Genomic DNA, 16,945 nt, shown 5'->3' with positions numbered 1-16,945 from the left:
AGCGGCGTCGGCGCGCGGCCCGGTAGGGCGTGGCGCCGGCCAGCCGCCCGCTGCGCGGCATGCCGGCAGCGGGGCGGCGGGTCGTCATGGCGTCATTGCTTGATGACCTGCTTGGCTTCCTTGATCAGGTCCTGCGACAGCGTCACGCCTTGCTTCTCGGCGGCGCTCGTGTTGACGAACAGCTCCAGCTTGTCGCTGGTCTCGGACGGAATCGCGCCCGGCTTTTCGCCCTTCAGGATGCGCACGACGATCTTGCCGGTCTGCACACCCAGGTCGCCGTAGTTGATGCCCAGCGCCGCGATCGCGCCGCGCTTGACGCTGTCGGTATCGGCGGCCACCAGCGGCACCTTCGATTCGTTGGCCACCTTGACCAGCGCCTCGTAGGCCGACACCACGTTGTTGTCGGTATTCGTGTAGATCACGTCGACCTTGCCGACCAGGCTCTTGGCGGCCGAGCCGATATCGACGGTGCGCGGCGCGGCGGCTTCCCGCAGCGTCATGCCTTCCTTGGCCAGCAGCGTCTTCAGTTCCTTGACGACAACGACCGAGTTGGCCTCGCCCGGGTTGTAGACCATGCCGACGGTCTTGGCCTTGGGCACCACGCGCTTGATCAGCGCGACCTGCTTGTCCAGCGGCAGCTTGTCCGACACGCCGGTCACGTTGGTGCCGCTGGCCTGCCAGCCCTTGACGAGCTGCGCCGCGACCGGGTCGGTGACGCCGGAGTAGACCACCGGCACGGTCTTGGTCGAGGCCACCACGGCCTGCGCGGCCGGCGTCGCGATGGCGACGATCGCGCTGGGCTGGTCGCCGACGAACTTGCGCGCGATCTGCGCGGCGGTGCCGGTATTGCCCTGCGCGCTCTGGTATTCCCACTTCAGGTTCTTGTCGGCGTCGTAGCCGGCCGACTTCAGTTCGGCGCGCACGCCGTCGCGGATCGCATCCAGCGCGGGGTGATCGACGATCGAGAGCACCTTGACGGTCTGCGCGTTCACCGCGCCGCCGTGCAGCAGGGCCAGCGCGACGGCGCCGGCGAGCAAGGTCTTGGTCGAAGTTTTCAGCATGGTCATGATCGAATCTCCCCTCGAATATTTGGTTGTGGGTTTCGTTCGGGTCGGCCGCCCCTCTGCCTCGGTGGTTCCAGTGGATCGCCGGCAGGTACGCGTGGTACGCGCACCGCCAGCGGGGGCGGCGTCAAGCCCGCGAGGATACCATTTCCACGGCCCGTGGTGCCCTGTTGCGGTGCGGTGGGAGACCCCACCAAGGTCGGGTTTCCGGCTGCGTGACCGGGTTCCCGACAGAACCCCTTATTGCGCCGGATTGTGGATCTCGGCGTGGATCCGTTCGATGCCGGCGAGCACGTCTTCTGACAGCTGCACGCCCCAGGCATCGATGTTCTCCTGCAGCTGCGCCAGCGTGGTCGCGCCGATGATGGTGCTGTGCGCGAACCAGCGCGAGTAGCACCAGGCCAGCGCCAGCGTGGCGGGCGACAGGCCATGCGCGCGTGCCAGCTCGACGTAGCGGGCGCTGGCCGCCAGCGTTTCCGGGCGCAGATAGCGCGGGCTCCAGTCGGCCGGGAAGCGCGTCAGCCGACCCTGTGCGGACGGATCGAAGGTCGGCTGCGCGGCGTCCGCCTTCAGGTATTTGCCGGTCAGCTGGCCGAAGGCGAGCGGGCTGTAGACCAGCAGGCTGACGCCGGTGCGATAGCAGGCCTCGTCCAGCCCTTGTTCGAAGCTGCGATTGACCAGGTTGTAGGGGTTCTGCACGGTGGCGATGCGCGGCAGCCCGTGCAGCTCGGCCTGCTTGACGAACTCGGCGATGCCCCACGGCGTTTCGTTCGACACGCCGACGTAGCGGATCTTGCCGGCGCGCACCAGTTGCGCCATCGCATCGAGCTGTGCGGCGATGCTGGTGCAGGCGCGCTCGCGCGACGGGTCGAACTGCTTCTGGCCAAAGATCGGCGCGTTGCGGGCCGGCCAGTGGATCTGGTACAGGTCGATGTAGTCGGTCTGCAGGCGCTGGAGCGACGCGTCGACCGCGGCGCGGATGCTTTGCGGCGTCAGATCGCCGCCGTCGCGGATCCACGGCATGCGCGCCGGGCCGGCGACCTTGGTAGCGAGCACGATGCGCTCGCGCGGCTGGCGCCTGAGCCAGCTGCCGACGATCTGCTCGGTGCGGCCGTAGGTCTCGGCGCGCGGCTTGACCGGGTACATCTCCGCCGTGTCAATGAAGTTGATGCCGCGCGACAGCGCATAGTCCAGCTGCTGGTGGCCTTCGGCCTCGGTGTTCTGTTCGCCGAAGGTCATCGTGCCGAGGCAGATGCGCGAGACCTGCAAATCGCTCTGGCCGAGTCGGATCGTTTCCATGCGGTTTTCCTCTGAATGGGGCGGGACGAAAAAGGAACGGAGCGGGGGCGCTAACGGGCGCTATCCGCGGCTCAGCGGCGCAGCGCGGCTGCGCATTCCTTGACCAGCGCCGGACCGCGGTAGATCAGCCCGGTGTAGAGCTGCACCAGCTGCGCGCCCGCGTCGATCTTGGCGCGTGCCTGCGCGCCGTCGAAGATGCCGCCGACGCCGATGATCGGCAGCGCGTCGCCGACCACCGCGCGCAGCGCGCGCACCACCGAAGTCGACGCGTCGAACACCGGCCGGCCCGACAGGCCACCGGCTTCCTCGGCATGCGGCAGGCCCTTGACCGCCTCGCGCGAGATCGTCGTGTTGGTGGCGATCACGCCGTCGATGCGGTGCCGCACCAGCGCGTCGCCGATATTGCCGATCTGGTCGGCGTCGAGGTCCGGCGCGATCTTCAGCGCCAGCGGCACGTAGCGCCGATGCTGATCGGCCAGCCGCTGCTGCGCGGTCTTCAGCGCCGACAGCAGGCCGTCGAGCTCGCTGGCGCCCTGCAGCTGGCGCAGGTTCCTGGTGTTCGGCGACGAGATGTTGACGGTGACGTAGCTCGCGTGCGGATAGACGCGTTCCAGGCAATACAGATAGTCATCGACCGCGCGCTCGATCGGCGTGTCGGCGTTCTTGCCGATGTTCAGCCCCAGCACGCCGCCTTCGGCCTTCCAGCGCGACGCATTGACGTTCGCGACGAAGGCGTCGACCCCGCCGTTGTTGAAGCCCATCCGGTTGATCAGCGCCTCGGCCTTCGGCAGCCGGAACATGCGCGGGCGCGGATTGCCGGGCTGCGGGCGCGGCGTCACCGTGCCGACCTCGATAAAGCCGAAGCCGAACGCGGCCAGGCCGTCGATATAGGCGCCGTCCTTGTCGAGGCCGGCCGCGAGTCCGACCGGATTCGGAAAGCGCACCCCCATCACGGTGCGCGGATCGTCGTCGATGCGGTTGCCGAGGCAGCCGGCCAGTCCGAGGCGCTGCGCGCGGCGCAGATTGTCGAGGGTCAGATGGTGAGCGTCCTCGGCGTCCATCGAGAACAGGGCGGGACGAAACAGGGGATAGAGCGCGTTGAGCACGGCGGAAATCGGGCAGGGAGTCGGGGCAGGAATCGGGGTAGTCAACCGGGGCAGCGAATCGGAGACCGGGCGGCCAGTCGAATGCGGCGGGGCGGTACCGGAAGGTGGCCGCGGCCCCTCGGCGCGCGGCCAAGGCGATATTGTAACGGCAGCGGCGCTTGGGGCGCCGGCCGCGCGGCTATTGCAGGGTCAGGCGACGCCGGGCTCGAACGGCCGCCACTGGTTGCCGACCAGCACCTGCAGCGGCTGAAAGCGCGCCTTGTAGGCCATCTTGCGGCTGTTGGCGATCCAGTAGCCAAGGTAGAGGTGAGGCAGGCCCAGTTCGCGGGTCTGCTCGATCTGCCACAGGATGTTGTAGGTGCCGTAGCTGGTCTTGGGCTGCAGCGGATCGTAGAAGGTGTAGACCGACGACAGGCCGTCGTCGAGCACGTCGATCATGCTGACCATGCGCAGCTTGCCCGGTTCGGCGGCGTCGGGCGGATCGCGAAATTCGACCAGCCGCGAATTGACGCGGCTCTGCAGCAGGAACTGCTCGTATTGATCGCGGCTGTCCTGGTCCATGCCGCCGCCGGCATGGCGCATCGACTGGTAGCGCAGATACAGCGCGTAGTGTTCTTCGACGTAGGTCAGCGGCGCGACCAGCGCCTGCAGATGGCGGTGGCGCTGCCAGGCGCGGCGCTGGCTGCGGTCTGGCTCGAACTGGTCGACCGCCAGCCGGCAGGGCGTGCAGGCGTGGCAATCGTCGCAATAGGGGCGGTAGGTGAAGACGCCGCTGCGCCGGAAGCCGGCGCGCACCAGGCGGGAATAGACGTCGGCATTGATCAGGTGCGCGGGGGTGGCCACCTGCGAGCGGGCCATGCGGCCTTCGAGATAGCTGCAAGCGTAGGGCGCCGTTGCATAGAACTGCAGCGCGGAAAGGGGCAATTCCTTGAGCTTGCTCATGATCGGATGCTGCCGTCGGGTGCTGCCGCGGTCGGAGTGCGGGGCGCTAGCGCTCGGCGTGGCGCGCCCGGGTCCACCATTCGAGCACCGACTTGTCGAACCGCCACGGCACGATCTGCGGCTGCGCGGTCGCCGTGCGCAGATGCGCGACGAATTCGCTGCGCGGAATCGGCCGCGCGCCCAGCGAGGCGAGGTGCTCGGTTTCCTGCTGGCAGTCTATCATCGTCACCCCGTGGCCGGCGAGGAAGGCGCACAGCCCCGCCAGCGCGATCTTGGAGGCGTCGGTGCGGCGCGCGAACATGGACTCGCCGTAGAACATGCGGCCGAGCGCCACGCCGTACAGCCCGCCGACGCGCTCGCCGCGATACCAGGTCTCGACCGAATGCGCCATGCCGCGCGCATGCAGCGCGCCGTAGGCCTCGACGATCTCCGGCGTGATCCAGGTGCCGTGCTGACCGGCGCGCGGCGTCTCGGCGCAGGCGCGCATCACCGATTCGAAATCGTCGTCCACGCGGATCTGCCAGTCGTCCTCGCGCAGCACGCGCTTGAGCGTCTTGCGCAGACTCAGCGAGACGCGCAGCGCGGCCGGAGCGAGGACCATGCGCGGATCGGTGCTCCACCACAGCACCGGCTGGCCCTGCGCATACCAGGGAAAGATGCCGTGGCGGTAGGCCAGCAGCAGGCGCTGCGGGGTCAGGTCGCGGCTGGCGGCGAGCAGGCCCGGCGCTTCGGAGTCGGGGCCCAGCGCGGCATCGACCGGGGGAAACGGATCGTGCGGGTCGAGCCAGGCGATCATGCGCGGGAGACGGGATGGGCCAGGGGACGGGCCAAGGGACGAACCAAGGGTGGGACGAAGGAGCGGGGGAACAGGGCGCGGCTTGCGGCGGGCACGGAGGCGGCCTCGATGGCGGGCCGCCCGTTCAGGGCTCGACCGTCGCACGCGCCGTCAGCGGGCGCATCGGCTTGTCGATGTCGAGCGTATGCAGCCGGAAGCTGCCGTCGGCAATGCGGCCCGCGGCGCGGTCGGCGAAGAAACAGCGCAGCGTGTGGATCACGGTGGGGAAGGCCAGCTCGTCCCAGGGCACGTCGGCCTCGTCGACCAGCTTGACCTCGAGGCTTTCCTCGCCCGGTGCGATATCGAGGTCTTCGAGCCTGGCCAGATAGAACAGATGGACCTGGTGCACGTGCGGCACGTTCAGCATCGAGAACAGTTCGCCGATCTGCACGCGGGCGCCGGCTTCCTCGAGCGTCTCGCGCGCGGCGGCCTGCGCGGTGGTCTCGCCGATCTCCATGAACCCCGCCGGCAGCGTCCAGAAGCCGTAGCGCGGCTCGATCGCGCGCTTGCACAGCAGGATCTTCTCTTCCCAGACCGGAACGGTGCCGACCACATTGCGCGGATTGACGTAATGGATGGTGCCGCATTGATCGCAGAGATGGCGCGGCCGGTTGTCGCCATCGGGGATGCGCAGCACGACCGCATGGCCGCAGTTCGAGCAGAATTTCATGGATTCGGTCCGGGAGGAATGGCCGCAGTTTATCACCGGGCCCGGGGGCAGCAGGGCGATAGCGGAACGGCGGTGCCGCCAGGGCAGGCTAGCCGCGCACCGCGCTGCGCAATGCGGCGCACAGCGCGGCCAGCGCATCTTGCGGTCGCCCGTCCCTGACCCTCGAATGGAGCACGATCGGCAAGCGCGGCAAGTCGGGCAAACCCAGGCGGGTGCCAACCTCGACCGCGCCAAATGGAAGCATGCGCGGCGCCAGGGCGGCCACGCCCAACCCCGCCATGACCGCGGCCGCCACGGCCGCCACGCCTCCGCCGACAAAGATCTCCTTCCACGGCACCGCTGCCGCATCCAGGCACTGCGCGGCCATCGCCCGCACGCCGCATGGTTCGGCCAGCGTGGCAAGCGGCAGCGGCTCGTCCGCGCGATGCTGCCATCCCGGTGCGGCGAACCAGCCGAATTTTTCCTCGGCCAGCACTTGCCCGTCGCTGCGCCCGGCATGCAGCCGGACGATCACCGTATCGAGTTCGCGGCGGTCAAAGCTCTGGAGCAGTTCGCCCGATGAACCGATCCGGATTTCGATCAGCAGCTCGGGATCCTGGGCGTTCATGCGCGCGATAAGCGTGGGTAGCTCGGGGCCGGCGACATGGTCGCTGATGCCGATGGTCAGGCGCTGGCGCCCCCCGGCGAACACCGACAGCGCACGATCGTGGGCCTCCAGCAGCTCGCGGGCGTGTTGGAGAAAGGCCGCTCCGCACGCCGAAAGCTCGACGTAGCGGGGCGTGCGCTCGATCAGGCGAAAGCCGAGCCTGTCCTCCAGCCGTTTGAGTTTCAGGCTGACCGCGGCCTGCGTAGTGCGCATGGCGTCGGCCGCCAGCGTGAAGCTGCCCAACTCGGCGATACGGACGAAGGCCTGGACGGCATCGAGGTCCAGCGGTCGGTCAATCATTTCGATCTCTTATCGATGAATTAACTGTCCATAGCATAGCGAAATAAATAGCATGGAAACACGACAACAGCCCAGGGAGCCGTGCCATGCCGCTCGTTCATATCGCCATGCGTGCCGGAAAGCCGGCAGCGTATCGTCAGGCCATCTTCGACAGCGTCTATCGCGCGCTGCGGGAAACGTTCAATGTGCCGGAAGACGACCAGTTCATGACCATCACCGAACATGAAGCGGCGAACTTCCGCTATGGCGCGTCGTATCTGGGCGTCGCCCGCAGCGACGACCTGGTGTTCATCCAGATCACCGCCAACGACACGCGCACGCTGGAGCAGAAGAAGGCGCTGTTCCGGCGCACGGCGGAGTTGCTTGGCGATCGTCCGGGCATTCGGCCGGAGGATGTGTTTGTCAGCCTCGTCGAAGTGGCCAAGGAGAACTGGTCCCTGGGCCACGGGCTCGCGCAATACGCCTGAGCGGGCCGGCAGAGCAGAACGTCCTGGGAACGTGCCGAAGAGGCAAGGGGGGAAGGGGTGGAAGGCAGGCGCACCGGCGAAAAAAAACCGCCCGGTCCGATATCAGGATGAGGCGGTTGTTTCTTGCGACGCTGTCGCTTGCTTCGATCGGTTGGTTGCGGGGGCAGGATTTGAACCTGCGACCTTCGGGTTATGAGCCCGACGAGCTGCCAGACTGCTCCACCCCGCGTCCGTCGAAGAAGTGATTATAGGGCAATCGCTTTCGCAATGCAACAGTAGATGTAGGCCAAGGTATTCGAGCCCGCATTTCAAGCCGTCGCGGGCGCCGCATTGCCGTTCGGGCGTTCCCAGGTTACCGCCTCGAACTCGAAATTCTCGCGTTGCAGCAGATCGTCGCGTTGCCAGATCACACGGTCGGGCCGCACCGTCAGCATCCATGTCGTGGTGACCAGCGGCGCGGGCGCGGAGAAGGCCAGCGGCGTCAGCACGGCGGCGCAGTGCCCCTGGCCGGGATCGCGTACCGAGCGGTAGCGGATCAGCCCCAGACCGGCCTCGCGGGCGACACGGGCGAAGGCCTGGCAGCCCTCGTAGTGCACCGGGTCCTGCCATTGTGCGGCGTCGCGCGCGAACGGCGCTTCGTCCAGCGCCACACCGTCGGTGCGCACGCCGACCTGGAACAGCGTCTGCGCGCGCGCATCGATGCGCGGCAGCGCGGGGCTGTCGCGCAGGAAGCGCCAGCGCCAGTAACCCAGCTCCGCGCAGGCCGTGCGGATTTCGTCGGCGCCATAGAACACGCCCGGATCGTGCGCCGCGCGAAAGCGCGACCCCCACGGCGAGGGCGGATAGCGAAACGGCGTGAACAGCAGATAGTGCAGATGGCGGGCGTAGGAGGGGACCGCCGGTTTGCCGGCGTCGAGCACGGCCTCGAGCACAGCCTGCTCTTCGAGGCTGTCGACCAGCGGCATCGTGGAAACCACATGCTGGGCTTCCACCGCCCGCCACAACGTGAGCGCAAACGGCTTGCGCTCAGATGCGACCGCGGGTGGCGTCCAGGTAGTGAACGACACGAACCAGGCCTTCGGTAGTACGGATCAGTTCGAGCGGCTTGCCGCCCAGCGCGAGATTGTCATTGGCCAGCCACAACCGGGCCTGGTCGCCATGCCCGAGGATGGCATCGAGGGAGCGGAACAGGCGTACGAACAGCACACCGAAATCCCATTCCTTGCGATGGTTGTCCAGTACGTAGTGGCCCGAAGCCATCCGCGAGACGGAGGCCGTGCTGATGCCCAGCACGCTGGCGACCACGGCCTGGCTGATGCCGAGGAAGCTGGCCGCGCGCATCACGGCCTTGGTCAGGGTCGTCCCGGCATCCGGGGCGCCGGCGGGAAGCTGTTGCCGAAGTTGCTTGGTCTGCATCGCCATGCTCCTGTTTCCTTGGAAACATTATAGGCCACTTGTTTCGCAAGGGAAGCAGGAAAACCACTTTTGCGAGGATTCCTTGCGCACGCCCATTCGACCGCCGGTTTTTCGCGGCCGTTCCCAAGGCTTCGATGCGGGCCGCAGGGGCGATGAAATATAGTGCGGGCCGGTGACGCGGGCCGCGTGGCCTCAGGCGCCGGCGTCCTGCAGCACCGTCTGCAGCGCTTGCAGCGACGCGTCCAGGCTTTGCCCGCTGGTATCGATCACGGCGTCGGCGCGCGCGTAGAGGGGGGTGCGTGCCTGCAGGATGCGGCGCAGATCGGCCATCGCCTCGCTATTGCCCTGCATCGGCCGCATATCGCCCTGGGCGACCACGCGCGCCATGTGTTCCTCGGGCGAGGTCTTGACCCAGACCGTGTAGCAGTTGGCCAGCAACAGGTTGAAGGTGGCCGGCTCGGACACCAGGCTTCCGGGCGTTGCCAGCACCAGCCGGTCGTGCTCGCGCAGCACGCGTTCCAGCGCACGCAATTCGTAGCGGCGATAGGCGGCCTGGCCGTACAGCGAATGGATTTCCGACAGCGTGGCGCCGGCCTCCTGTTCGATCGCGCCGTTCAGTTCGACGAACGGCAGCTCGCGCGCCTCGGCCAGCGCCCGTCCCAGCGTGGATTTGCCCGCGCCGCGCAGCCCGATCAGCGCGATCCGCTGATGGCGGGCATCGAACGGCGCGGAAGGGGCCAGCGCATTGCGGCAGGCCTCGCGCACGCGGGCCAGATCGGCCGGCGGCAGTTGCGCCAGCCACTGCAGCAGCTGGCCGAATTCGGCGGCGCGCGCGCCGTTGCCGCCGTCGGCCTCGGCCAGCACCACCGGCAGCGGCACGTTCAGGGCCGCGGCGACCTGACGCAGTAGCAGCACGGAGGCGTTGCCCGTTCCGGTTTCCAGATTGGCGAGATAGCGCTCCGAGACGCCGGCGCCGCGCGCCAGATCCTTGCGCGACATGCCGCGGGCGGCGCGCAGCGAACGGATACGGTCGCCCAGCTGGGTCAGATACGGATCGCGCTCGCCGGGCTGGCGGGGCTCGGTGTCGGACAAGGGCGCAGTGGCTTCAGTGGCGCGGCGCATCACGGACAAGGGTTGGATCCTGAATGGAGGAAGCAGCGAAAAGCGCAGGGTGCGGCATTATAGGCCCACCCGGAGCACACCCGGGCCACACCTCGGGGCCACCCCAGCCCTTTTTTGCTGCCATATAGTGCATTCCTGAGCTTGCATCTTAGTCGATGTGCAATAAAATGCATCAACAACGATAAGGTGCCGCCGCCAGGGTGCGCACCGACGGCCTACAAGATGCCGCCTTCGGGCCGCCCAAGGAGTGAGACATGACGTCCCCGACCGCTTTGCCGGCGCGTTACAACGCCGCCGCCGATCTGCTGTCGCGCAATCTGGATGCCGGCCGGGGCGACAAGCTGGCCTATCGCGACGACACCGCCACGCTGACCTACACAGAGCTCGATGCGCGCAGCCGCGGCTTCGCCGGCGCGTTGCTCGCGGCGGGGCTGCGGCCCGAGGAGCGGCTGCTGCTGTGCGCGCTCGATACCATCGACTTTCCGGTGGCGTTTCTGGGCTCGCTGCTGGCCGGCGTGGTGCCGGTCGCGGTCAATACGCTGCTGACGGTGGACGATTACGCCTACATGCTGGAGCACAGCGGCGCGCGGGCCGCCGTGGTATCGGCGCCGCTGCTGCCCGCCGTGCGCGAGGCGGCGCAGCGCGCCGGGGTCGACCCGCTGTGGATCGTCGCGGCGCCGCTGCCGGCCGATGGCCACTTGCCGCAAGGCGAAGCGCCCGCGGCCGCGACCGTGGCGGGCCTGGCCGGCAGCGGCACGCCGCTGGCGCACCATGCCGCGACGGGTCCCGACCATATGGCGTTCTGGCTCTATTCGTCGGGCTCGACCGGCCGTCCGAAGGGCACCGTCCATACCCACGGCAACCTGTTCCACACCGCCGACCTGTACGCCCGCCAGGTGCTGGGCCTGCGCGAGGACGACGTGGTCTTCTCCGCCGCCAAGCTGTTCTTCGCCTATGGACTCGGCAACGCGTTGACATTCCCGCTGTCGGTTGGCGCCACCACGGTGCTGATGGCCGAGCGGCCGACGCCGCAGGCGGTGTTCCGCCGCCTGGCCGAGCAGCGGCCCACGGTGTTCTGCGGCGTGCCGACGCTGTTTGCCGGCATGCTTGCCGCGCCCGACCTGCCGGCACGCGAGGCGGTGGCGCTGCGCGTCTGCACCTCGGCCGGCGAGGCGCTGCCGCGCGATATCGGCGAGCGTTTCCGCGCCCATTTCGGCTGCGACATCCTCGACGGCATCGGCTCGACCGAGATGCTGCATATCTTCCTGTCGAATCGCCCCGGCGACGTCCGCTACGGCACCACTGGCAAGCCGGTGCCGGGCTACGAGCTCAAGCTGCTCGATGACGCCGGCCAGCCCTGCGCGCCCGGCGAGATCGGCGACCTGTACATCAAGGGACCGTCGGCGGCGCTGATGTACTGGGGCAATCGCGACAAGACCCGCGATACCTTCGTCGGCGAATGGACGCGCAGCGGCGACAAGTATCTGTGCGATGCCGACGGCTACTACGTCTATGCCGGGCGCAGCGACGACATGCTGAAGGTCGGCGGCGTCTATGTGTCGCCGTTCGAGGTGGAGGCGGCGCTCGCGCGCCATCCCGCGGTGCTGGAGGCCGCGGTGATCGGCGTCGAGGACGGCGACCGTCTGGTCAAGCCCAAGGCCTATGTGGTGCTGCGCCCCGGCCACCAGTGGCACGAGGGCATGGAGGCCGAGTTGCAGGCCTTCGTCAAGAGCTGCCTGGCGCCGTACAAGTATCCGCGCCGGATCGAATGCGTGGCCGAGCTGCCCAAGACCGCGACCGGCAAGATCCAGCGCTTCCGGCTGCGGCAGCGCGAGCAGCAGGCGCGCGAGGCGACGCCCGATGCAGCCGCTACCGTCGCCGCGCCATGAGACAGGGTAAGCCGCGATATCCCCGAGCCCCGCGCGTCATTACACTCGGGCGCGAGCCGATGGCCGCGGCACCCGGGCTCGCCCCGGCGCCGGGTTCCACTGCATTGACGCCGTCCATGGCGGGGTTTATAACGGCGAAAACTTCAAACCTAAAATAATTGGCGCCGGACCCTTCGATGGCCCCGCATGCACGCACCACCGCGGGCTCGGCCAGGCATGACAGCAAGGGAACGGACGCCGCCGCACCGTCGCGCGAGCGACCCGCTGAACCACCAGGAGGAGACATCCATGCATCGCTTCATCTCGCGCCGCCTGGCGCCGACCTGTCTTGCCGTCGCCGCGCTGACGCTGGCGGGCGCCGCCGCGGGGCAGCCCGCGCCATCGGCCGCAGCCGGCAAGATCAAGGTCGGCTTCATGCTGCCTTACACCGGCACCTACGCGGCGCTCGGCACGGCGATCGAGAACGGCTTCCGCATGTATGTGCAGGAGCAGGGCGGCCGGCTGGGCGGGCGCGAGGTCGAGTATTTCAAGGTCGACGACGAATCGGATCCGGCCAAGGCTCCTGAGAACGCGACCAAGCTGGTCAAGCGCGACCAGGTCGACGTGGTGGTCGGCACCGTGCACTCGGGCGTGCAGATGGGCATCGTCAAGGTCGCCAAGGAAAACAACACGCTGCTGATCATCCCGAACGCTGGCGCCGACGAGGCCACCGGTCCGCTGTGCGGGCCCAACATCTTCCGCTCGTCGTTCTCGAACTGGCAGCCGGGCTATGCGATGGGTCAGGTGGTGGCCGATCGCGGCATGAAGCGCGTCGTCACGCTGACGTGGAAATACGCGGCCGGCGAGCAGTCGGTGCGCGGCTTCAAGGAGGCCTTCGAGGCCAAGGGGGGCAAGATCGTCAAGGAACTGAGCCTGCCGTTCCCGAACGTCGAATTCCAGGCGCAGATCACCGAGATCGCCTCGCTCAAGCCCGACGCCGTGTTCGTCTTTTTCGCCGGCGGCGGCGCGGTCAAGTTCGTCAAGGACTGGGCCGCGGCGGGGCTGAAGGACAAGATCCCGCTGTATGCATCGGGCTTCCTGACGGACGGCACGCTGGAGGCGCAGGGCGCCGCGGCGCAAGGTCTGGAAACCACGCTGCACTATGCCGACGGCCTGCAGAATCCGCGCGACAAGCAGTTCCGCCTCAATTATGCGAAGGCTTACCGGCTGCAACCCGATGTCTACGCGGTACAGGGGTACGACGCGGCGCAGATGCTGGCCGCCGGCGCAGCAGCGGTCAAGGGCGACATGAGCCGCAAGGCGGACGTCTACAAGGCCATCGCGGCGGCGCGCATCGACAGCCCGCGCGGGGTCTTCACGCTGTCGCGCGCGCACAACCCGGTGCAGGACTTCTATCTGCGCAAGGTCGAGGGCCGCGAGAACAAGGTCGCCGGCATCGCGGTGAAGGCGCTGGCCGATCCCGCGCGCGGCTGCCGCCTGTAACGCAAGGCCGGGTTGCCCACGTCAATCGCCTGCGCCTCGCGCGCATCACCGGCCGCGGCACACCGGCTCCCGCCGGCCGCGGCCTCGCCAACGACCGATCGCCTCGCATGGACCTCGTCTCCTTCCTGATCCAGTGCCTGAACAGCGTGCAGTACGGCCTGCTGCTGTTTCTGGTCGCCAGCGGCCTGACGCTGATCTTCGGCATCATGGGCGTGATCAATCTCGCCCACGGCAGCTTCTACATGCTGGGCGCCTATCTGGCCTTCACGCTGGCGAGCATGACCGGCAGCCTGTTCATCGCGCTGCCGCTGGGCATCGTGCTGGCGGTGGCGTTCGGCTATCTGCTCGAGTGGGTGTTCTTCAGCTATCTGTACGAGCGCGACCACCTGCAGCAGGTGCTGATGACCTATGGCCTGATCCTGGTGTTCGAGGAGATGCGCAGCATCCTGGTCGGCGACGACGTGCACGGCGTGCCGGTGCCGCCGCTGCTCGACGGCGCGCTGCCGATCGGCAACGAGATGACCTATCCGGTCTACCGGCTGTTCATCTCGGCGGTGTGCCTGCTGGTGGCCGCGGCGATGTACTACGTGATCCGCCGCACGCGGCTCGGCATGACGATTCGGGCCGGGGCCAGCAATCGCGAGATGGTGCAGTCGCTCGGCGTCAATATCGGCCGGCTGTACCGGCTGGTGTTCGCGCTGGGCGTCGCGCTCGCGGTGCTGGCCGGCATGATCGCCGCGCCGGTGTCGTCGGTCTATCCCGGCATGGGCAGCCAGGTGCTGATCGTCTGTTTCGTGGTGGTGGTGATCGGCGGCATCGGCTCGGTCAAGGGCGCGATGGTGGCCGCGCTGCTGCTCGGCTTCGTCGATACCTTCGGCAAGGTGTTCTGGCAGGAGGCGGCGGGCGTGCTGGTCTATCTGCTGATGGCGATCATTCTGCTCTGGAAACCCCAGGGTCTGTTCAAGGCGGGCTAGCGCGATGGCATCGACACCTCCGACCAACCTCGGCGCCGACATCGGCACGGCGTTCGACCTGCAGCGGCGCGCCAGCCTGCGCTGGACCACGCTGGCGTGGATGATCGCCTTCGCGGTGCTGGCGGCGCTGCCGCTCGCACTCGGCGGCGAGGGCAACAAGTTCTACATCGACCTGCTCAGCAAGGTCATGATCATGGCGATCTTCGCGCTGTCGCTGCAGCTGCTGATCGGCTATACGGGGCTGGTCAGCCTGGGTCACGCCGCGTACTTCGCCACTGCGGCCTATACGACCGCGCTGCTGGCGCCGCAGTCCGAGCCGGGCAACGGCTGGTGGCTGCTGGTGGCCGCGGTCGCGGCCGCGGCGCTGCTCGCGCTGCTGGTCGGCATGCTGGTGCTGCGCACGCGCGGCATCTATTTCATCATGGTGACGCTGGCCTTCGCGCAGATGGTGTACTTCGTCTTCCACGACACCAAGATCGCCGGCGGCAGCGATGGCACCTACATCTATTTCCGGCCGGAGTTCGGCGTGTTCGGCGCGCGGCCGCTGGGCATCGACGATCCCCTGCATTTCTACTGGCTGGTGCTGGGCGCGCTGATCTTCACCGTGGCGGCGCTGGCGATGGTGCTGCGCTCGCGCTTCGGCCACGCGCTGATCGGCATCCGCCACAACGAGCAGCGCATGCGGGCCGCGGGCTTTGCGACCTACCGTTACCAGCTTGGCGCCTTCGTCGCCGGCGGGGCGTTCGCCGGGCTGGCGGGCTATTTGTATGCGATCCAGTTCGGCTTCGTCAATCCGGAGATCGCATCGTGGCACCAGTCGGGCAACGCGATGCTGATGGTGATTCTGGGCGGCGTCGGCAGCCTCGCCGGCGCGGTGATCGGCGCGTTTTCCTTCGTGCTGCTGGCCGAGTGGTTCAGCACGCTGACCAAGCACTGGCAACTGCTGATGGGCGGCTTCATCATCGCCGCGGTGGCGCTGCTGCCGGGCGGGCTGGTCGGACTGGCCGCGGTGGCGCGGCGACGCCTGAGCGGCGGAGCTGGCGGAGTCCGCGGCGCAGGGCGGGGCATCAAGGGAGAACGGCGATGAACGCGCGCCAGAACAACGAGCCGGTGCTGCGCGCAGCCGGACTGACGCGCCGCTTCGGCGGCCTGACCGCGGTGTCGGGCGTCGATCTGGCGCTGGACCTGCATCAGATCCACGCCGTGATCGGCACCAATGGCGCCGGCAAGTCGACGCTGATCAATCTGCTGTCGGGCGAACTCGCACCGACCGCCGGCCAGCTGTTCCTGCACGGCCGCGATGTCACCGGCTGGCCGCAGCCGCGGCTTGCCTGCGCCGGGGTGGGGCGCAGCTATCAGCGCAACAACGTGTTTGCGCCGCTGAGCGTGCGCGAGAACTGCCGGCTCGCGGCGCAATCGCGCGCGCAGCGTGCCTGGCGCCTGTGGGAGAGCGCGCAGTCTTGCCGCACCGCGCGCGCGCTTGGCGACGAAGCGATGGAGCGCGCCGGTCTCGCGGACTGTGCGGCGCTGCCCGCAATGGCGCTGTCGCATGGACAGAAGCGCCAGCTCGAGGTCGCGATGTGCCTGGCCACGCAGCCGGTGGCGCTGCTGCTGGACGAGCCGCTGGCCGGCATGGGCGCCGAAGAATCGGCACGCATGCTGGCGCTGCTGCGCGACCTGCGCGAGGGCCACGCGATCCTGCTGGTCGAACACGACATGGACGCGGTGTTCGCGGTGGCCGACCGCATCACCGTGATGGTCAACGGCGTGGTGATCGCTACCGGCGAGCCGGCCGCGATTCGCGCCAACCGCGAGGTGCAGCAGGCCTACCTCGGCGAGGACGAAGGTGCGGGCGAACTGGCCGATGTCGCCGACGACACGGTGGCTCATGGCGCAGGCGCCGGCGCGGCCGCCGGCACGCGCAAGGAGTGCGCAGCGTGAAGCCGATGATCGAAGCCACCGGCGTGCAAGCCTGGTATGGCACCAGCCATGTGCTGCGCGGCGTCGACTTTCGTGTCGACCCCGGCGAAACCGTCGGCCTGCTCGGGCGCAACGGCATGGGCAAGAGCACGCTGCTGCGGACCTTGCTTGGTCATGTCACGCAGCGCGCCGGCACGATCGTCGTCGCCGGCCGCGACGTGTCGCGCGCGCGGCCGTACGATGTCGCGCGGCTCGGTGTGGCCTATGTGCCGGAAGGCCGCGGCATCTTCCCAAACCTGTCGGTGCGCGAGAATCTGCTGATGGCCGCACGCAAGGGCTGCAACGGCCGTCATGACTGGGACGAGGCGAGGGTGCTCGACCTGTTCCCGCGGCTCAAGGAGCGGCTGGACCACGGCGGCCAGCAACTGTCCGGCGGCGAGCAGCAGATGCTGTCGATCGGCCGCGCGCTGATGACCAACCCCGACTGCCTGATTCTGGACGAGGCCACCGAGGGGCTGGCCCCCAAGATCGTGCGCGAGATCTGGGAAGTGATCGCGGCCGTGCGAGGCACCGGCATCGCCACCGTGGTGGTCGACCGCAACTATCGCGCGGTGCTGGCGCAGGCCGACCGCGTGGTGGTGCTGGAGAAGGGACTGGTCGCGGCCAGCGGTGCTGCGGCGGAACTGGCGGCCACGCCGGCCTTGCTCGAGCGGTATCTCGGCGTCTGATCTCCGAACGTGGACGACATAGAAGACATAGCAGACATAGAAGACATAGACATAGAAGACATGGAAGTCTTCGCAGACAGGAAAC

Annotated in this window: 17 protein-coding genes and 1 tRNA gene; 7 read left to right on the top strand and 11 right to left on the bottom strand. The window is 68.2% G+C overall.

The annotated features are described in order from the left end of the window. Positions 1–92: 92 nt before the first annotated feature. The 7 genes from HTY53_RS06585 to HTY53_RS06555 form a co-directional block, all read right to left on the bottom strand. Positions 93–1,067 carry an ABC transporter substrate-binding protein gene (locus tag HTY53_RS06585; protein ID WP_174105679.1) on the bottom strand — a complete coding sequence of 325 codons (975 nt, stop codon included), beginning with the start codon at positions 1,065–1,067 and terminating at the stop codon, positions 93–95. Between the two features lie 237 nt (positions 1,068–1,304). Continuing rightward, positions 1,305–2,363: an aldo/keto reductase gene (locus tag HTY53_RS06580; RefSeq protein ID WP_174105677.1), complete on the bottom strand. Its 1,059-nt coding sequence runs from the start codon at positions 2,361–2,363 to the stop codon at positions 1,305–1,307. Positions 2,364–2,434: 71 nt separating this feature from the next. Next, a complete protein-coding gene (locus HTY53_RS06575) occupies positions 2,435–3,469 on the bottom strand; it encodes a quinone-dependent dihydroorotate dehydrogenase (protein WP_174105675.1) in 1,035 nt (344 codons plus the stop codon). Positions 3,470–3,658: 189 nt separating this feature from the next. Beyond that, a complete protein-coding gene (locus HTY53_RS06570) occupies positions 3,659–4,411 on the bottom strand; it encodes an arginyltransferase (RefSeq protein ID WP_174105673.1) in 753 nt (250 codons plus the stop codon). Positions 4,412–4,457: 46 nt separating this feature from the next. Further along, positions 4,458–5,207: a leucyl/phenylalanyl-tRNA--protein transferase gene (aat, locus tag HTY53_RS06565; protein ID WP_174105671.1), complete on the bottom strand. Its 750-nt coding sequence runs from the start codon at positions 5,205–5,207 to the stop codon at positions 4,458–4,460. Positions 5,208–5,331: 124 nt separating this feature from the next. Then, positions 5,332–5,916: an NUDIX hydrolase gene (locus tag HTY53_RS06560; RefSeq protein WP_174105669.1), complete on the bottom strand. Its 585-nt coding sequence runs from the start codon at positions 5,914–5,916 to the stop codon at positions 5,332–5,334. A gap of 88 nt (positions 5,917–6,004) precedes the next feature. Beyond that, positions 6,005–6,862 carry a LysR family transcriptional regulator gene (locus HTY53_RS06555; protein WP_174105667.1) on the bottom strand — a complete coding sequence of 286 codons (858 nt, stop codon included), beginning with the start codon at positions 6,860–6,862 and terminating at the stop codon, positions 6,005–6,007. Between the two features lie 86 nt (positions 6,863–6,948). Between HTY53_RS06555 and HTY53_RS06550 the strand changes: the two genes are divergently transcribed. Continuing rightward, entirely contained in the window at positions 6,949–7,329 is a 381-nt protein-coding gene (locus HTY53_RS06550; protein ID WP_174105666.1) for a tautomerase family protein, read from the top strand. 152 nt (positions 7,330–7,481) lie between these two features. Here the strand turns inward: HTY53_RS06550 and HTY53_RS06545 are convergent. The 4 genes from HTY53_RS06545 to HTY53_RS06530 form a co-directional block, all read right to left on the bottom strand. After that, positions 7,482–7,558, bottom strand: a tRNA-Met gene (locus HTY53_RS06545). Between the two features lie 79 nt (positions 7,559–7,637). Then, on the bottom strand, positions 7,638–8,396 hold the full coding sequence (locus HTY53_RS06540) for an RES family NAD+ phosphorylase (RefSeq protein WP_174105664.1): 759 nt from the start codon (positions 8,394–8,396) through the stop codon (positions 7,638–7,640). Beyond that, entirely contained in the window at positions 8,356–8,751 is a 396-nt protein-coding gene (locus HTY53_RS06535) for an MbcA/ParS/Xre antitoxin family protein (RefSeq protein ID WP_438820933.1), read from the bottom strand. Before HTY53_RS06535 ends, HTY53_RS06540 begins: the two co-directional genes overlap by 41 nt. Positions 8,752–8,937: 186 nt before the next feature. After that, entirely contained in the window at positions 8,938–9,867 is a 930-nt protein-coding gene (locus HTY53_RS06530; RefSeq protein ID WP_174105877.1) for a helix-turn-helix transcriptional regulator, read from the bottom strand. Between the two features lie 254 nt (positions 9,868–10,121). On the opposite strand from HTY53_RS06530, the gene HTY53_RS06525 reads away from it, so the two are divergent. From HTY53_RS06525 to HTY53_RS06500, 6 genes are all read left to right on the top strand, one after another. Beyond that, positions 10,122–11,756 (top strand): benzoate-CoA ligase family protein, encoded by a 1,635-nt coding sequence (locus HTY53_RS06525; RefSeq protein WP_174105661.1) that lies wholly within the window; start codon positions 10,122–10,124, stop codon positions 11,754–11,756. Between the two features lie 288 nt (positions 11,757–12,044). After that, positions 12,045–13,238: an ABC transporter substrate-binding protein gene (locus tag HTY53_RS06520; RefSeq protein WP_174105660.1), complete on the top strand. Its 1,194-nt coding sequence runs from the start codon at positions 12,045–12,047 to the stop codon at positions 13,236–13,238. 107 nt (positions 13,239–13,345) lie between these two features. Further along, entirely contained in the window at positions 13,346–14,212 is an 867-nt protein-coding gene (locus HTY53_RS06515) for a branched-chain amino acid ABC transporter permease (RefSeq protein WP_149318893.1), read from the top strand. Positions 14,213–14,216: 4 nt separating this feature from the next. Further along, complete coding sequence (locus HTY53_RS06510) at positions 14,217–15,299, top strand: branched-chain amino acid ABC transporter permease (RefSeq protein ID WP_174105658.1); 1,083 nt, start codon at positions 14,217–14,219, stop codon at positions 15,297–15,299. Next, positions 15,296–16,153, top strand: a complete 858-nt coding sequence (locus tag HTY53_RS06505) for an ABC transporter ATP-binding protein (protein WP_174105656.1) — start codon at positions 15,296–15,298, stop codon at positions 16,151–16,153. The genes HTY53_RS06510 and HTY53_RS06505 overlap by 4 nt, the downstream gene beginning before the upstream one ends. A gap of 5 nt (positions 16,154–16,158) precedes the next feature. Then, positions 16,159–16,860: an ABC transporter ATP-binding protein gene (locus tag HTY53_RS06500; protein ID WP_174105876.1), complete on the top strand. Its 702-nt coding sequence runs from the start codon at positions 16,159–16,161 to the stop codon at positions 16,858–16,860. Positions 16,861–16,945: the final 85 nt, after the last annotated feature.

The organism is Cupriavidus gilardii (assembly GCF_013314895.1).
Lineage (GTDB): Bacteria > Pseudomonadota > Gammaproteobacteria > Burkholderiales > Burkholderiaceae > Cupriavidus > Cupriavidus gilardii_C.
The sequence above is the reverse complement of the archived record's forward strand: the minus strand, read 5'-3'. Positions and strand labels throughout refer to the sequence as shown.